The 13,510-nt window shown below is 74.9% G+C and carries 12 protein-coding genes; 8 read left to right on the forward strand and 4 right to left on the reverse strand.

All coding sequences use genetic code 11. The annotated features are described in order from the left end of the window. Positions 1 to 49: 49 nt before the first annotated feature. The gene (locus HNR21_RS34150) at positions 50 to 1,231 is read right to left on the reverse strand and encodes a DUF6716 putative glycosyltransferase (RefSeq protein WP_182708356.1); all 1,182 of its coding nucleotides are present in this window, start codon (positions 1,229 to 1,231) and stop codon (positions 50 to 52) included. Continuing rightward, positions 1,228 to 2,208 (reverse strand): hypothetical protein, encoded by a 981-nt coding sequence (locus tag HNR21_RS34155; protein WP_182708357.1) that lies wholly within the window; start codon positions 2,206 to 2,208, stop codon positions 1,228 to 1,230. The genes HNR21_RS34150 and HNR21_RS34155 overlap by 4 nt, the downstream gene beginning before the upstream one ends. A 294-nt stretch (positions 2,209 to 2,502) precedes the next feature. Between HNR21_RS34155 and HNR21_RS34160 the strand changes: the two genes are divergently transcribed. From HNR21_RS34160 to HNR21_RS34170, 3 genes are all read left to right on the forward strand, one after another. Beyond that, positions 2,503 to 3,909 carry an arylsulfatase gene (locus HNR21_RS34160; protein ID WP_182708358.1) on the forward strand — a complete coding sequence of 469 codons (1,407 nt, stop codon included), beginning with the start codon at positions 2,503 to 2,505 and terminating at the stop codon, positions 3,907 to 3,909. 46 nt (positions 3,910 to 3,955) lie between these two features. Then, the gene (locus tag HNR21_RS34165) at positions 3,956 to 4,783 is read left to right on the forward strand and encodes a sulfotransferase family protein (RefSeq protein WP_220500406.1); all 828 of its coding nucleotides are present in this window, start codon (positions 3,956 to 3,958) and stop codon (positions 4,781 to 4,783) included. A gap of 265 nt (positions 4,784 to 5,048) precedes the next feature. After that, positions 5,049 to 6,116: a glycosyltransferase gene (locus tag HNR21_RS34170; RefSeq protein ID WP_182708359.1), complete on the forward strand. Its 1,068-nt coding sequence runs from the start codon at positions 5,049 to 5,051 to the stop codon at positions 6,114 to 6,116. Between the two features lie 8 nt (positions 6,117 to 6,124). Here HNR21_RS34170 and HNR21_RS34175 read toward each other — a convergent pair whose 3' ends face one another. Continuing rightward, positions 6,125 to 7,927 (reverse strand): outer membrane protein assembly factor BamB family protein, encoded by a 1,803-nt coding sequence (locus tag HNR21_RS34175; RefSeq protein ID WP_182708360.1) that lies wholly within the window; start codon positions 7,925 to 7,927, stop codon positions 6,125 to 6,127. A gap of 116 nt (positions 7,928 to 8,043) precedes the next feature. On the opposite strand from HNR21_RS34175, the gene HNR21_RS34180 reads away from it, so the two are divergent. The 5 genes from HNR21_RS34180 (at position 8,044) to HNR21_RS34195 (ending at position 12,454) form a co-directional block, all read left to right on the forward strand. Then, positions 8,044 to 8,658, forward strand: a complete 615-nt coding sequence (locus HNR21_RS34180; RefSeq protein ID WP_182708361.1) for an HD domain-containing protein — start codon at positions 8,044 to 8,046, stop codon at positions 8,656 to 8,658. An 8-nt stretch (positions 8,659 to 8,666) separates the two neighbouring features. After that, positions 8,667 to 9,161 (forward strand): SRPBCC family protein, encoded by a 495-nt coding sequence (locus tag HNR21_RS34185; RefSeq protein WP_182708362.1) that lies wholly within the window; start codon positions 8,667 to 8,669, stop codon positions 9,159 to 9,161. After that, a complete protein-coding gene (locus HNR21_RS36255) occupies positions 9,158 to 9,283 on the forward strand; it encodes a hypothetical protein (RefSeq protein ID WP_281402072.1) in 126 nt (41 codons plus the stop codon). The genes HNR21_RS34185 and HNR21_RS36255 overlap by 4 nt, the downstream gene beginning before the upstream one ends. A gap of 19 nt (positions 9,284 to 9,302) precedes the next feature. Continuing rightward, positions 9,303 to 9,998, forward strand: a complete 696-nt coding sequence (locus tag HNR21_RS34190; RefSeq protein WP_182708363.1) for an acetoacetate decarboxylase family protein — start codon at positions 9,303 to 9,305, stop codon at positions 9,996 to 9,998. 74 nt (positions 9,999 to 10,072) lie between these two features. Next, positions 10,073 to 12,454, forward strand: a complete 2,382-nt coding sequence (locus HNR21_RS34195; protein WP_182708364.1) for a HelD family protein — start codon at positions 10,073 to 10,075, stop codon at positions 12,452 to 12,454. A 101-nt stretch (positions 12,455 to 12,555) separates the two neighbouring features. Here HNR21_RS34195 and HNR21_RS34200 read toward each other — a convergent pair whose 3' ends face one another. Next, positions 12,556 to 13,410, reverse strand: a complete 855-nt coding sequence (locus HNR21_RS34200) for a glycosyltransferase family 2 protein (protein WP_182708990.1) — start codon at positions 13,408 to 13,410, stop codon at positions 12,556 to 12,558. Between the last annotated feature and the right edge of the window lie 100 nt (positions 13,411 to 13,510).

The following is a 13,510-nucleotide window of genomic DNA, read 5'->3' on the forward strand; positions in this document are numbered from 1 at the left end:
TCCGCCGACGCCCGACGACGCCTCGTCGAGCGGAGGGACCGGGCGTGGGCTAGTGGCGGCGCAGGACCCTGCGCAGGACGTCGACCCGGCGGAACGCGGCCGGGCTGAGCTCCAGGCGCAGCCGGGCGCGGGGCTCGCCCAGCGGGTGCGTCCACACCGGCAGGTGCACCGGCTCCGGCAGCCGGCCGGCGCGGGCGTCCTCCAGCAGCTCGGCGAGGTGGGAGAGCCAGGTCTCGTCGGCGGGGTCGTGGAAGTAGTTGGCCGCGCACCAGCCGGGGTCGGGGGTCTTGAAGGTCCCCTCGGTCAGCTCCGCCAGGGTGCCCAGGCAGCCGCTGCCCTCGAAGACCAGGTTGATCATCTCGGCGTTGACCCCGAAGTCCGACAGCACCAGCAGCGGCACGCCGGCGGCGATGGCCTCCAGCGCGGCGGTGGAGCTGACCGTCACGAACCCCGCGGCGCGCGCCAGGTGCTCGCGCATCGGCCCGGCGTCGAAGTGCAGGGCGTCCTCGCGTACCCGGCCCGCCTGCGCCATCCGCCGCCACAGCACCTGGTAGTGGTGGTCCTCCCGGTGGGTCTGCTGCTCGTCGGCCAGCGCCCGCAGCTTGACCACCACCCGCAGGTCGGGCCGCAGTTCGGCGAGGCCGGCGAGCGCCAGCAGGATCCGTTCCCGGTCGGCGGGGGCGGCCGGCACCTTGGCCTGGGTGGCGAACACGACCCGGTCGCGGACCTCGGCGGGCGGGGCCGGCTCCAGGAACGGCAGCCGGGTGAAGCCGACCCGGCCGGGCAGCCCGAGCCGGGCGGCGATCTCGGTGAACTCCGCCACCTCACGGCGGCTGTGCACCACGAACAGGTCCACCGCGCTGCGGAACACCCAGGCCCGCTCCGAGGCCGGCACGGAGATGCCCGGCAGCCCCGACACCAGGACCGGCCGGTCGGCGGCGGGGAGCATCCGGGACAGCACCTTCACCACCGGTCCGGTGCAGCCGAGCACCACCACGTCCGGGCGTTCCCGGCGGACCCGCTGGGCCACCCCCCTGGCGGTGAGCACGTCCGGCGTCCCGGCGGCGGTGCCGTTCAGCGCGGAACGGATCTGCTCGGCGGAGGGCGCGATGGGCGACCGGACCACCGCCAGGGTGCGGGACCAGCCGGCGGGCATGTGGTCGAGCAGGCCCGCGGTCCACTTGAGATAGGAGTCCGAGTCGGCGACCGCGAGCACGCGCGGAGCCGTCACGTGGCGATCTCCAGACCGTCGAGGAAGAGGCTGAGGTGGTCGCGCAGGCCGGGGTCGGCGGCGTCCGTCCACCAGTCCGGGGGTACGGGCACGCCCTCGATCCTAGTGCCGGTGGAGCGCAGCATCAGCCGCAACGACGTCAGCGCGGTGGACGGCAGGCTGACCACCCGGTGCTCGGCGGTCAGCCCGCGCAGTGAGATCTCCACCGGCACCCCGGTCTCCACCACCGAGATCCGCGGGTCGGCGCGCAACTCGTCCAGCACGTCCGGGGACTCGCGGCGGTGCGGCCGGTACTGCAGCGGCTCGGCGGCGGCCAGCGACCGCACCCAGGCCAGATAGCGGTCACGATGCACCAGGCCGTTGCGCACCAGCGAGCTGCCCAGCACCACCAGCCGCTGCGGCGGGGCTTCGGCGGCCGGGCGGCCGCGCAGCCAGGGGAAGTCGTGCACGTGCACCGCCGCGCCCAGCCCGCGCACCGCGTCGCGCAGCTCGGCGGAGATCGGCAGGGCGGTGCAGACGGTCAGCCGCCCGGCGGACGCGGCGGCGCGCAGCCGGCCCCAGGCGGCCAGCCCGAGCGCGCGCCGGGCCGGGCCGGGGCGGGCGCGGGCCCGTACCAGCGCCTTGGGACGGGAGGTGGTGAGCAGTTCCAGCAGGTGGATGGTGGCCAGCCCGTCGTCGACGATCACCAGCCGGCAGCGGCCGGGGGCGACCAGCCCGCGCTGCACCGCGCCGGAGAAGGCGTCGCCGATCACCCAGACGCCGTCCTCGGCGGGACGGACCGGGCGCGGCGCGCTGCCGGCCATCCGCAGACCGGCCGGGACGCCCAGGCGCTCGATCTCCGCCGCGGTGGTCTCCAGGGACGGCGCGCCGGCCCGCAGCCGCGCCTCGGTGCACGGTCCGCACAGGCCCGCCCGGTGGGCCTCCACGGCCGACAGCAGTTGCAGGGGCGACTCCGCCCAGATCACCGATGACGACATGCGGTTTGGCTCATTCCATCGACCGAGCCGAGGCTAGCTGCCCCGCCGCCCACACGAAGGCGACGAATGCGTGAACACTCCGCAAACAGTAGCCCACCGGACAGGGGCTCGCACACTTCAGACGTGCAAAAGGGGATCAGCGTGTACGCTGTGCTCCGACATGAGCAATTCCCCCGGTATCGGCTCCCGTAACCGGCGCGGCGCGCGATGAACCCGACGGAGGAGCCGCCTTCCGCAGTTCCCCCGCCCTCTCGTCGCCGGTTTCTGCTGGGAGCGGCGACGACGACGGCCGGGGTGGCCGCCGCGGGGGCCACGACGGCGCTGACGATCCGCGGCGACGGACCCGCACGGCCGCGCGCCACCCCCTCCACGGCGGAGCGCCGGCGCAGGCCCAACTTCATCCTCGTGCTCGCCGACGACCTGGGCTACGGAGAACTCGGCTCGTACGGCCAGCGCATGATGCGCACCCCGCGGCTGGACCGGCTGGCGTCCGAGGGCGTGCGCTTCACCCACTTCTACTCGGGCGCGGCGGTGTGCGCCCCGAGCCGGTGCACGCTGCTGACCGGCCGGCACGCCGGGCACTCCCGGGTGCGCGACAACCCCCAGGGCACGGACGCGCCGCTGGCGCCGCAGGACGTCACCTTCGGGATGGCGCTGCGGCAGGCCGGTTACCGGACCGGGCTGTTCGGCAAGTGGGGATTCGGCGGCCCCGATCCCAATACCGACACCCATCCCAATGACAAGGGGTTCGAGGAGTTCTACGGTTACCTGTCGCACAAAGAGGCGCACAGTTATTTCCCATCGAAATTGTGGGACAATCGCACTCCGGTGCGGTTCGCGGGCAACCGCCGTTCGGGCCGGGCGGTGTACGCGCCGGAAGTGATCGTGCAGCGCAGCCTGCAATTCATGGAACGGCACCGCGACGAGCCGTTCCTGCTGGTGCTGACGCTGCCGCTGCCGCACGCGCCCTCGGTGGTGCCCGGCGACCCGTACCCGAGGCAGCCGTGGCGGCTGCCGGACCGGGCGCACGCCGCCCAGGTCAGCCTGCTGGACTCCTATGTGGGCCGGCTGGTGGACAAGCTCGCCGAGCTGGGCCTGGTCGACGACACCCTGCTGTTCTTCACCAGCGACAACGGCCCGCACGAGGAGGGCGACTTCGACCCCGACTTCTTCGGGGCGCGCGGCGGCCTGCGCGGCTACAAGCGCAGCCTGTACGAGGGCGGGATCCGGGTGCCGCTCATCGCCTGGGGGCCGGGCCACCTCACGCGCACCCGCGGCACCGTCAGCGCGCGTCCCACGGCGATGTGGGACCTGTTCCCCACCCTCACCGATCTGGCGGGTCTCGGCCCGGCCGAGGGCGACGGGATCTCGCTTCGCGGAATTCTGACCGGCCGGGGTCGCACGCCCCAGCACGAATATCTGTACTGGGTCCGTCCCAGCGGATCCCGGCGGACTCCGCGGGTGGCCCGGGCCGAACGCGGCCGAACCTGGCGGGCCGCCGCCGCCGTCAGGTTCGGCAATTGGAAGCTCGTCGGTTATGCACCGGGTCGGCACTACTCCGAACCGGACGACAGCTGGTCGCTGGAGTTGTACGATCTGCGAGCCGATCCGGCGGAGACGACCGATATCGCGCGCGCACACCCCGACGTCGTCGACCGCGGGATCGGCTACCTGCGCGAGGCCTGGGAACCTCCCGGATGAAGATGGATGGCGACAGATGGTGAACGGCAACAGCCCGAACCGACGAGTGCAGGTCCTGCGTAAGGGCCTGCGACGCAGAAGCGAACTGCTGGCCGCGGCGGTGCGCCCGCCGGGCCGCGGACCCGCTCCCGCGCTGCCCAAGCCGCGCACGGCCCGGCTCGTCGAGTCCCCGGTGTTCGTGCTGTCGTGCCAGCGTTCCGGATCCACGCTGCTGCGCGTGCTGCTGAACAGCCACTCCAAGATCCGCGCCCCGCACGAGCTGCACCTGAACACCGTCCAGGTCCACCTGGCCGCCGACTTCACCGCGGACGTGGTGGAGGAGCTGGCGCTGTCCAAGGAGGAACTGGAGCACATGCTGTGGGACCGGATCCTCTACCACGAGCTGTCCCGCAGCGGTAAGAGCATCATCGCCGAGAAGACCCCCGCCAACGCGCTGCGCTGGCGCCGGCTGCTCCGCGCCTGGCCCAAGGCCCGGTTCATCTACCTGTGGCGCAACCCCGCCGCCATCGTCGGCTCGGTGATGAGCCGCCGCCCCAACGCCGTCCTCGACGACGTGGTCGACGAGGTCCTCAAGCACGCCGAGGGCATGGAGGCCTGCCGCGACCGCGTCCCCGGCGTGGTGGTCCGCTACGAGGACCTGACCACCGACCCCGAGGGCGAGACCCGCAAGATCTGCGAGTACCTCGGCGTTCCGTGGGAGCGGGACATGCTCGAGTACGGCAAGCAGGACCACGGTCCCCTCAAGCCGTTCTTCGGCGACTGGAGCAAGAACATCAAGTCCGGAACGATCCAGCCCGCCCGTGCCCTCTCCGACGACGAGAAGACCCCCGACCCCCTCATCCCCATAGCCAAGACCTGGGGTTATCTCGACTGACGGTGATCCGGCGGGAGTTCTGGGGGCGAAGCCCCCAGAACTTCCACAGCGACCACGGACCAACCAACCCTCACTCGGCCGGAGCCCCCAGGCGGAGCTCCGGCCGACTGAGCGTGCGGGGGTGTGAGGGTCGCTCCCCACGTAAAAGCCGCCCTCCACGTGAAGCACGTTCATCCCGTTGTCCCGTCGTATATCCCGGGTGTTCGCCGAGCGCGCTGAGGATTGGTGCGTACTCGGTAAGTGATCATCAACCCTCGGGGGCGGCATGCGGGTTCTGGTGTGCACGGTGCGGCACCATCCGGAGGACGCGCGCGTCCTGCATCGGCAGATCCGGGCGATGCTGGACGCCGGGCATTCGGTGACGTACGCGGCGCCGTTCCGGGCCTGGCATGTCACGCCGTGGCGGCAGCTGACCCCGGTGGACGTGCCGCGGGCCGGCGGGCGCGGGGCGCTGTCGGTGCTGCGGGCGGTGCGCCGGGCGCTGGCCGAGCACGTGCCGTACTGCGATGTGCTGCTGCTGCACGACCCCGAGCTGACGGTGGCGCTGCCCCGGGCGGCGCGGCGGAAGGCCGTGGTCGTGGACGTGCACGAGGCCCCGGCGGGGTTCGGGCTGCCGGGGGCGATGTCGCGGTACGTGCGGGCGCGGGCGGGGCGGCGGCATCGGCTGGTGCTCGCCTCGCCGGAGTACCGGGCGGAGTTCGGGGACGGGCATCCGGTGGTGCCGGACGTGCCGGAGGTGTCCGCGGTGCCGCCCGCCGAGCCCGACGACCGGCGGGTCGTGCACGTCGGGCGGCTGTCGGCGGCGGGCGGGGCGCTCGAGGTGATCGAGATGGCCGGGCGGCTGGCCGACAAGGGCGTGGCGGTGGAGCTGATCGGCGGCGCCGACCCGCGGGTGCGGCCCGCGCTGCGGGCGGCGCAGCGGTCGGGTGCGCTGCGGTGGTACGGGTTCGTTCCCTACGACCGGGCCATGCGCATCGCCGAGGGCGCCATGGCCGGGCTGGCGCTGCCGCCCGGATCCGGGCACGCCCCGCAGGGCGTTCCGGTCAAGGTCATGGACTACATGGCGCACGGGATCCCGGTCGTGGCCTCGGCCGTTCCGGCGGTCGCGGAACTGGTCGGGGACGAGCGGTGCGGGCTGGTGGTGCCGCCCGGCGACGTGGAGGCGGCACTGGCGGCGGTGCTGCGGCTGCGCGACGAGAAGGGCCTGCGCGCCCGGCTGGGGCGGCGGGCGTACGAGACGGCCCGTGAACGGTTCGACGGGGCCGCGGAGGGCGATCGGTTCGTGCGGATGCTGGAGGAGGCCGCCGGGGTCCGGGAGCCGGCGCGGGCCTGATCCGGGCGTCACGGGCGGGCGGTGCGCAGGTTGGCCGCCACGGCCCGGGCCACCTGGGTCGCGGTGCCGGTGGGCCGGGAGGCGTAGACGCCGATGATGTGGCGGCCCACGCGGAGCGCGATGGTGCCCGAGGTGGGGCCGAGCTCGTAGGCCTCGTCGCCCAGACCGGCGCGCGGGCGCACCTGGGTCTGGGTGTCGCGGAGGGCGCCGAGCAGGGCGGAGGCCGAGGCGGCGTCGGTGGCCACCCACTTGACGCCGACCGTGACCTCGCGGGGGTCGGCCTCGGCGGCGGGCAGGACCGACTCGCCGGCGTCCTCCGGGTACAGGCTGAGACCCGGCTCGTAGGCGCAGCTCACCGGGTCTTCCGGAGTGAGGTGGCCGATCGTGACGCGGCCGGGGCGGGAACGGTAGCCCGCGAGCCGGGTGGCGTCCAGGTCGGCGGGACGCAGCAGGGAGCAGGCGTCGGGCCAGTCCTCGACGGGAACGCCGCCCAGCTCGGGCGTCCCCCGCCCGGACGGGCCTCCGTGCAACGCCGCCAGCCGGGCACCGCCGCCCGGGCGGGGCGTCGCCTGCGGCGCGGCCACGTACAGCAGGCCGCCCGCAGCCGCCAGCCAGGGCACGGCCCCGTCCAGGCCCGGGTCGACGACCAGGCCCGTGGCGGCGGTGGTGGTGCGCCCGTCACCGGGGTCGATGGCGTCCACCCCCGCCGGGAGCAGGCCCTCCGCCAGCCGGGGACGCAGGCCGAACACCCGGCCGCCCGCGGCGGTCAGCGCCAGATAGCCCGGGGCGGCGCGGTCCCAGCGGGTGCGGCCGGTGGGGATCTCCACGGCCTCGATGCGGCGGCCGTGGTCCCACACCACCACGAGCCGGTCCCCCGCCACGGCGGCCGGGCACACGTCGTCCCCGCACACGTCCTCGCCGTGCCGGGCGAGCAGGCGGTGGCCGTCCCGGGTGTAGGCGTACAGGGTCGTGTCGTCGGACACCAGGGTCACCGACCCGTGCACGGCGACCTCCCGGGGACCCGAGGAGCCCAGCGGGCGCTCCCAGCGGACCCGCCCGTCGCCGGGGTCGACGGCCAGCAGCCGGTGGCGCTGCTCGCGGCCCTCCCCGGGGCAGGCTAGCGTCACCACGACCAGGGTCTCGTCGGCGGCGGAGGCGTGCGCGGCGCTGTCGGACAGGACGCACCCGTCCCGCAGCGGGATCCGCCACAGCCGCTCCCCCGTGGCGGCGGAACGGCCGCGCAGGGTGCGCCGGTCGCCGCCGGTCGTCACCACCACGCCGGACCCGGCGGGCCAGCGCAGGGTGGCGCGGGCCAGCGCGGCGGGCTCGTCCCCCTCCCGCTGCCACAGCCTGCGCCCGGTGCGCGCGTCGAACCCGATCATCAGCCGGCGGTCGCGGCCCTCGTCCGGTTCGAAGTAGGCGGCCAGCCGGTCGCCGGTCGCCGCCCAGCCCAGCAGCACCCAGCCGGAGCGCCGGTAGCTCCACCGGGCCGCGCCGGTCCGGGCGTCCCGCACGTCCAGGCCGTGTCCCGACACCGTCACCACCTGGCCGTGCACCAGCCCGTAGGCGACCCGGCTGTAGCCCGGGAGCCGCCCCCGGTGAACGGGGGTGGCGCGGCTCCAGGTCACCGTCAGCGGCCCCGGCGACGGGCCCAGGTCCGACAGCGGGACGGAGGGGGCGGCGGCGACCCGGTGCTCCACCTGCCACCATTCGGCGCGCAGGGCGTACCGGCCGGTGAGCGCGACGGCGGCGGCGACCGCCAGCGCCCCGGCGAGGAGACCGAGCGCTCTGCGCTGCCCGCGCGCGGTCACGGCACCCGGCCTCCTTCCCGTACGGTCCTATTGGGGGCATGGCCCGCATGTCCGGACTCCGCCCCGCCTACCTTGCCGCCTGACGCGGCCCGACGCGACCGGGAGGAACGATCCACATGCAGTTGTTCACCGAGTGGCGGACCTGGGAGCGCGCGCGGGCCGACCTGGAGGCCCGCGCGTTCCCGCCCGCCGACGTGGCCGTCCTGGAACGCGCGGTGGAGGCGGCGCGGCGCTGGCACGGCCCGCAGCGGCGTCCCACCGGCGCGCCCTATCTGGAGCATCTGCTGGAGGCCGCGGAGGTGCTGGTGCGCGGCGCGGGGGTGACCGACCCGGAGACGCTGGCCGCGGCGGTGCTGCACGACGTGGTGGAGGACACCGACGCCACGGTGAACGACGTGGAGGCCGAGTTCGGGCCGGTGGTGGCCGAACTGGTGGACTGGGTGACCAAGCCCCCGGCGGGCGGGCGGGGACGGCAGGCCAAGCGCGCCGCCAAGACCGCCTACCTGCGGCGGCTGCGGGAGGCCCCGCCGGAGGCGATCACCGTGAAGCTGGCCGACCGGGTCAGCAACGTGCAGACGCTGGACCGGATGCCGCCGGACTTCCAGCGCCGCTACTTCACCGAGACGGTGACCTACATCGTCCCGCTGGCCGAGCAGGTCGGCGGGGAGCGGGGCCGCTGGTTCGCCGGCTGGTACGCGGACTGGCGGAGGCGCTTCGCGCACCTGGGATGATCGGCGGCATGGAACGCGAGTGGGTCGCCGAGGAGAGCGTCGTCGTGGCCGCCGAACCCGCCCGGGTGTACGAGGCGGTGGCGGATCTGCGGCGGATGGGCGAGTGGAGCCCGGAGTGCTTCGCGGTGTGGGTGCGCGGCCGGCCGGCGAAACCGGTGGGGCCGGGCACCGGGTTCGTCGGGTTCAACCGGATCCGGTGGCGGGTGTGGTTCACCACCGGGCGGGTGACGGCGGCGGTGCCGGGCGAGGTGTTCGCGTTCCGGGTGTCGAGCTTCGGCATCCCGGTGGCGGTGTGGGGCTACCGGATGGAGGACATCGGCGGGGGCCGCACCAGGCTCACCGAGTACTGGGAGGACCTGCGCCGCCAGGGCCGCCGGGCGGCGTTCGTCTCGCTGCTGGGCAGGGTGTTCACCGGGGTCCCCGCCGGGGAGCGGGCGGCGCTCAACAGGCGGGGCATGCGCGCCACGCTGGAACGCGTCAAGGCCGCCCTCGAGAACGGGTGAGCGCGGCTGACATGGGGCCCTCGTTCTTCCCGCTGACCGTGGCGCGGGCGCTGCTGCGGGCGCTGTGGCGGGTCCGCCGCCGTCCCGCTCCGCAGGACCCGCCCCGTGACAAGCGGGACTGAAACCTGTTCTACTGAGGCCGTGGGCACGTACCTGATCCAGGGCGAACGGGTCACCATGCCGGTGCGGATCCGGGAGGCGTCGGTGGCCTCGGCCATGTTCGCCGTACCGGCCGCCACCGCGCAGTCGGTCATCGGCTACTCGGGGCTGGAGGTCGTGCGGCCGCTGCCCGGCCGGGCCGTGTGCGCGCTGGCGTTCGCCCGCTACGTCGACGGGGACCTGGGGCCCTACCACGAGTTCGCGGTGACGTTCCTGGTCCGCGACCCGGCGGGGCGCGGGGTGGGGGCGTTCGTGCACTGGCTGCCGGTGGACCAGCCGTTCACCCTGGAGGCGGGCCGGTCGATCTGGGGGTTCCCCAAGCTGATGACCGAGATCCCGGCGGAGACCACCCCGCGGGGCACCCGCTGCGCGGTGCGGATCGACGGCCGCACGGTGGTCGCCATGTCGGTGCGGTCCGGCCTGCCGCTGCCCGCCGTCCGCACCGCCCCCGAGGTCGTCGCGTTCTCCTGCCTGGACGGCGTCACCCGCCGGATCCCCTGGACCGTCGAGCCCGGCGCGGTACGGGCCAGGCCGGGCGGCACCGTGGTCCGGCTGGGCGACCACACGGTGGCCGAGGAACTGCGCCGGCTGGGACTGCACCGGGCCGTCTCGCTGAGCAGCGCCACCGTCCCCCGCCTGCGGATGACCTTCCACGAGGGCGTCCCCGTCGCGCCCTGAACGCCCGGTCTCACCCCCTCCGCGGCCCGCGTAGGCTTGTTCCTTCGCCTGCCAGTGTTGAGGGAGCCGCCTGCATGTCGTCGTCCCCGGTCACCGGACGGCCCGCCACGGTCAAGGACGCCGAGATCGCCGCCGAGCAGCGCCGTGTCGACTCCGCGTACGCCCGGCTCGCCGAGATGCGCGCCGAGGCACAGGAGATGATCAAGGAGGGGTACCGGCAGGCGCTGGCCGGCACCAAGGGGTCGCTGGTCGACCGGGACGCCATGGTGCACCAGGCCGCGCTGCGCGCCCGGGCCCTCGACGTGGCCGACGACGGGCTGGTGTTCGGCCGCCTGGACCTGACCACCGGCGAGACCCGCTACATCGGCCGGATCGGGGTGCGCACCCGCGAGCACGAGTCGATGGTCATCGACTGGCGGGCGCCGGCCGCCGAGCCGTTCTACCGCGCCACCCCCGAGGACCCGCGCGGCGTGGTCCGCCGCCGGGTGCTGCACACCCGCGGCCACACGGTGGTGGACCTGGAGGACGACCTGCTCGACCCGTCCGCCGCCGACTCCCTGACGATCGTCGGCGACGGGGCGTTCCTGGCGTCGCTGGCGCGCACCCGCGAGGGCGCGATGCGCGACATCGTCGCCACCATCCAGCGCGAGCAGGACGAGGTGATCCGCGCGCCCGCCGACGGGACGGTGCTGGTGCGCGGCGCCCCCGGCACCGGCAAGACCGCGGTGGCCCTGCACCGGGTGGCGTACCTGCTGTTCCGGCACCGCCGCCGGTTCGGCTCCCGGGGCGTGCTGGTCGTCGGCCCCAACCGCCGGTTCACCGCCTACATCGAACGGGTCCTGCCGTCGCTGGGCGAGGGCTCGGCGGTGCTGCGCTCCCTCGGCGACCTGGTGCCCGGGGTGTCGGCGACCGTCCACGACCCGCCGGACCTGGCCCGGCTCAAGGGCTCCGGGGCGATGGTCCCGATCCTCAAGCGGGCCGTCGCCGACCATCCCCCGGGGGCCCCCGACGAGTTGCGGGTGGTGCACGCCGGGGTGGTCGTCCGGCTGGACCGCAGGCGGCTCGACAGGATCCGGCAGCAGCTCCACCGGCGCAGCGCCGGCAGTGTCAACGCCGCCCGCCGCCGGGTGGCCGAGGCGCTGCTGCACGCGCTGTGGGAGCGGTACGTCGAGGGCGGCGGCACCGAGCCCGAGCCCGCCGCGCCCGGGCAGGGCGAGCTGGCGCTGTGGGAGGGCATCCTCGCCGAGAGCGGGCTGGGCGCCCTCGACGGGCAGCAGCACGCCCCCAAGGCCCGCACCGGCCGCGAGGCGTTCGAGGCGAACGTGCGCGAACAGCGGGCGTTCGCCGACTTCCTGGCCGCCTGGTGGCCGATCCGCACCCCGCTGGACGTGCTGCGCTCCCTCGGCGACCAGGCCCGGATGCGCCGCGCCGCGGGCCGTGACCTGGCCCGGCCCGACGCCGACCGGCTGGCCGCCGCCTGGGCCGAGGCGCTGGGCGGGGAACGCCCGGTGCTCGGCTACCAGGACATCGCGCTGCTGGACGAGATCGACGCGCTGCTCGGCCCGCCGCCGCGCCCCTCCCGCAGGCCGCCCGCCGAGGAGGACCCGTACGTGGTGGACGGGATCAACATCCTCACCGGCGAGGCCGTCGCCGACGAGGACTGGGAACCGGAGCTGCGCGAGGTGACCAGCTCCATCGAACGGCTGGAACGGGCCCGCCGGGTCGACGACGAGGTCACCGACACCCGCCCCGAGTACGCCCACATCGTGGTGGACGAGGCGCAGGACCTGTCCCCCATGCAGTGGCGCATGCTGGGCCGCCGGGGCCGCCAGGCCACCTGGACGATCGTGGAGGACCCGGCGCAGAGCGCGTGGGAGGACCTGGACGAGGCGCGGGCGGCGATGGAGGCCGCGATCGGCGGCCCGCCGTCCCGGCGGCGCGGCCGGTCCAAGCGCCCGCCGGAGCGCCGGCCCCGGTACGAGTACGAGCTGACCACCAACTACCGCAACACCACCGAGATCGCCGCGGTGTCGGCGCGGGTGCTGGAACTGGCGCTGCCCGGCGCCCGCCCCGCCCGCGCGGTCCGCGGCTCGGGGGTGCACCCGGTGATCCGGCTGGTGCCCGAGGGCACGGTGCGCGGCGCGGCGCGCGAGGCGGTCCAGACCCTGCTGACGCAGGTGGAGGGCACCATCGGGGTCATCGTCCCGCTGCCGGACGGCGACTGGTCCGCCCGCGACCACGCGACGCTGGCCGCCGGCCTCCCGGAGCGGGTCCAGGTGCTCGACGTGCTGGACGCCAAGGGCCTGGAGTTCGACGCGGCGGTGATCTGCGCCCCCGAGGTGGTGGCCGCCCAGTCGCCGCGCGGCCTGCGGGTCCTCTACGTCGCGGTGTCCCGCGCCACCCAGCGGCTGACCGTCCTCACCACCGACCCCACCTGGGAACGCCTGCTGTCATGACCCGCTGACCTCCTGGAGGACGACCCCCAGACCCCCGCAACCCCGCCAGACGATCCTCGCTCCGCTGCGGTCGTCTGGCGGGGCGGGGCGGGGGCGGCGCGTCAGATGATCGGGGGCCGTCCCGCCAGGGTCATCCGCCAGGCGGCGCGCCAGGAGATGGGGCGGCGCGGGCCGGCGGGCCTGCGCCAGCCCTCGGCGAAGCCCTTGAACCATGGCTTGAGGGCGGCCGGGCGGCGCACCCGCAGCACCGTCAGCGCCACCCACACCGCGCAGTAGACCAGCCCCAGCGGCCACGGCAGGTTCCGGCGGGCCAGCCACACCCGGTTGCGGGCGTTGAAGCGGTAGAACATCTCGTGCCGGGTCGGCAGCACCGCCGGGTGCATCATCACCGCCTCGGCGTCGTACATGATCCGGTAGCCGGCGTTGATGGCCTGCCAGCCCAGGTCGATCTCCTCGTGGGCGTAGAAGAAGTCCTCCGGCAGGCCGCCGGCCGCGTCGAACGCCGCCCGGCGCATCGCGCAGGCCCCGCCCAGGAACGTCGTCACCTCCGACGAGCGCCCCGGGTCGCCCACCCGCAGCCGCGGCACGTGCCGGCGCTCGCCCGGACCGCCCTCCGGGTCGCGGACCCGGAACGAGATGATCCCCAGCGACGGGTCCGCGGCGAACCGGTCCCGCAGGTGGGCGCCGAGCCGGGTGGACTCGTACCAGCCGTCGTCGTCGAGGAAGACCAGGATCTCCCCGGCGGACTCGGCCACGCCCCGGTTGCGCCCCGCGGGGATCCCCAGGTTGCGCGGCAGGTGCACCAGCTTGACGCGCTTGTCCTCGAAGACCTCGTCGTCGCCGGGCCACCAGTCCCCGGGCACCCCGTTGCCGACCAGGATCACCTCGATGTCGACGTCCTCCTGGGCGAGGGCGCTGCGCACGGCGCGGGCCAGTTCCGCAGGACGATTGCCCATCGTCAGGACGACGACCGAAAGCAGCACGTCTCCACCCTGCCGGGGGATGGGATCGGCTTCGCGCGAAGTCACCACGCCCCCCTCCGAGAACGGCTCACCA

Origin of the sequence: Thermomonospora cellulosilytica (genome assembly GCF_014138835.1) — a bacterium.
GTDB classification, from domain to species: Bacteria; Actinomycetota; Actinomycetes; order Streptosporangiales; family Streptosporangiaceae; genus Thermomonospora; species Thermomonospora amylolytica.

Excerpts from the sequence above, each read along its gene's own strand:
- HNR21_RS34155 (WP_182708357.1), bottom strand. The coding sequence starts at position 2,208 with ATGTCGTCATCGGTGATCTGGGCGGAGTCGCCCCTGCAACTGCTGTCG.
- HNR21_RS34170 (WP_182708359.1), top strand. The coding sequence starts at position 5,049 with ATGCGGGTTCTGGTGTGCACGGTGCGGCACCATCCGGAGGACGCGCGC.
- HNR21_RS34180 (WP_182708361.1), top strand. The coding sequence starts at position 8,044 with ATGCAGTTGTTCACCGAGTGGCGGACCTGGGAGCGCGCGCGGGCCGAC.
- HNR21_RS34185 (WP_182708362.1), top strand. The coding sequence starts at position 8,667 with ATGGAACGCGAGTGGGTCGCCGAGGAGAGCGTCGTCGTGGCCGCCGAA.
- HNR21_RS34195 (WP_182708364.1), top strand. The coding sequence starts at position 10,073 with ATGTCGTCGTCCCCGGTCACCGGACGGCCCGCCACGGTCAAGGACGCC.
- HNR21_RS34200 (WP_182708990.1), bottom strand. The coding sequence starts at position 13,410 with ATGGGCAATCGTCCTGCGGAACTGGCCCGCGCCGTGCGCAGCGCCCTC.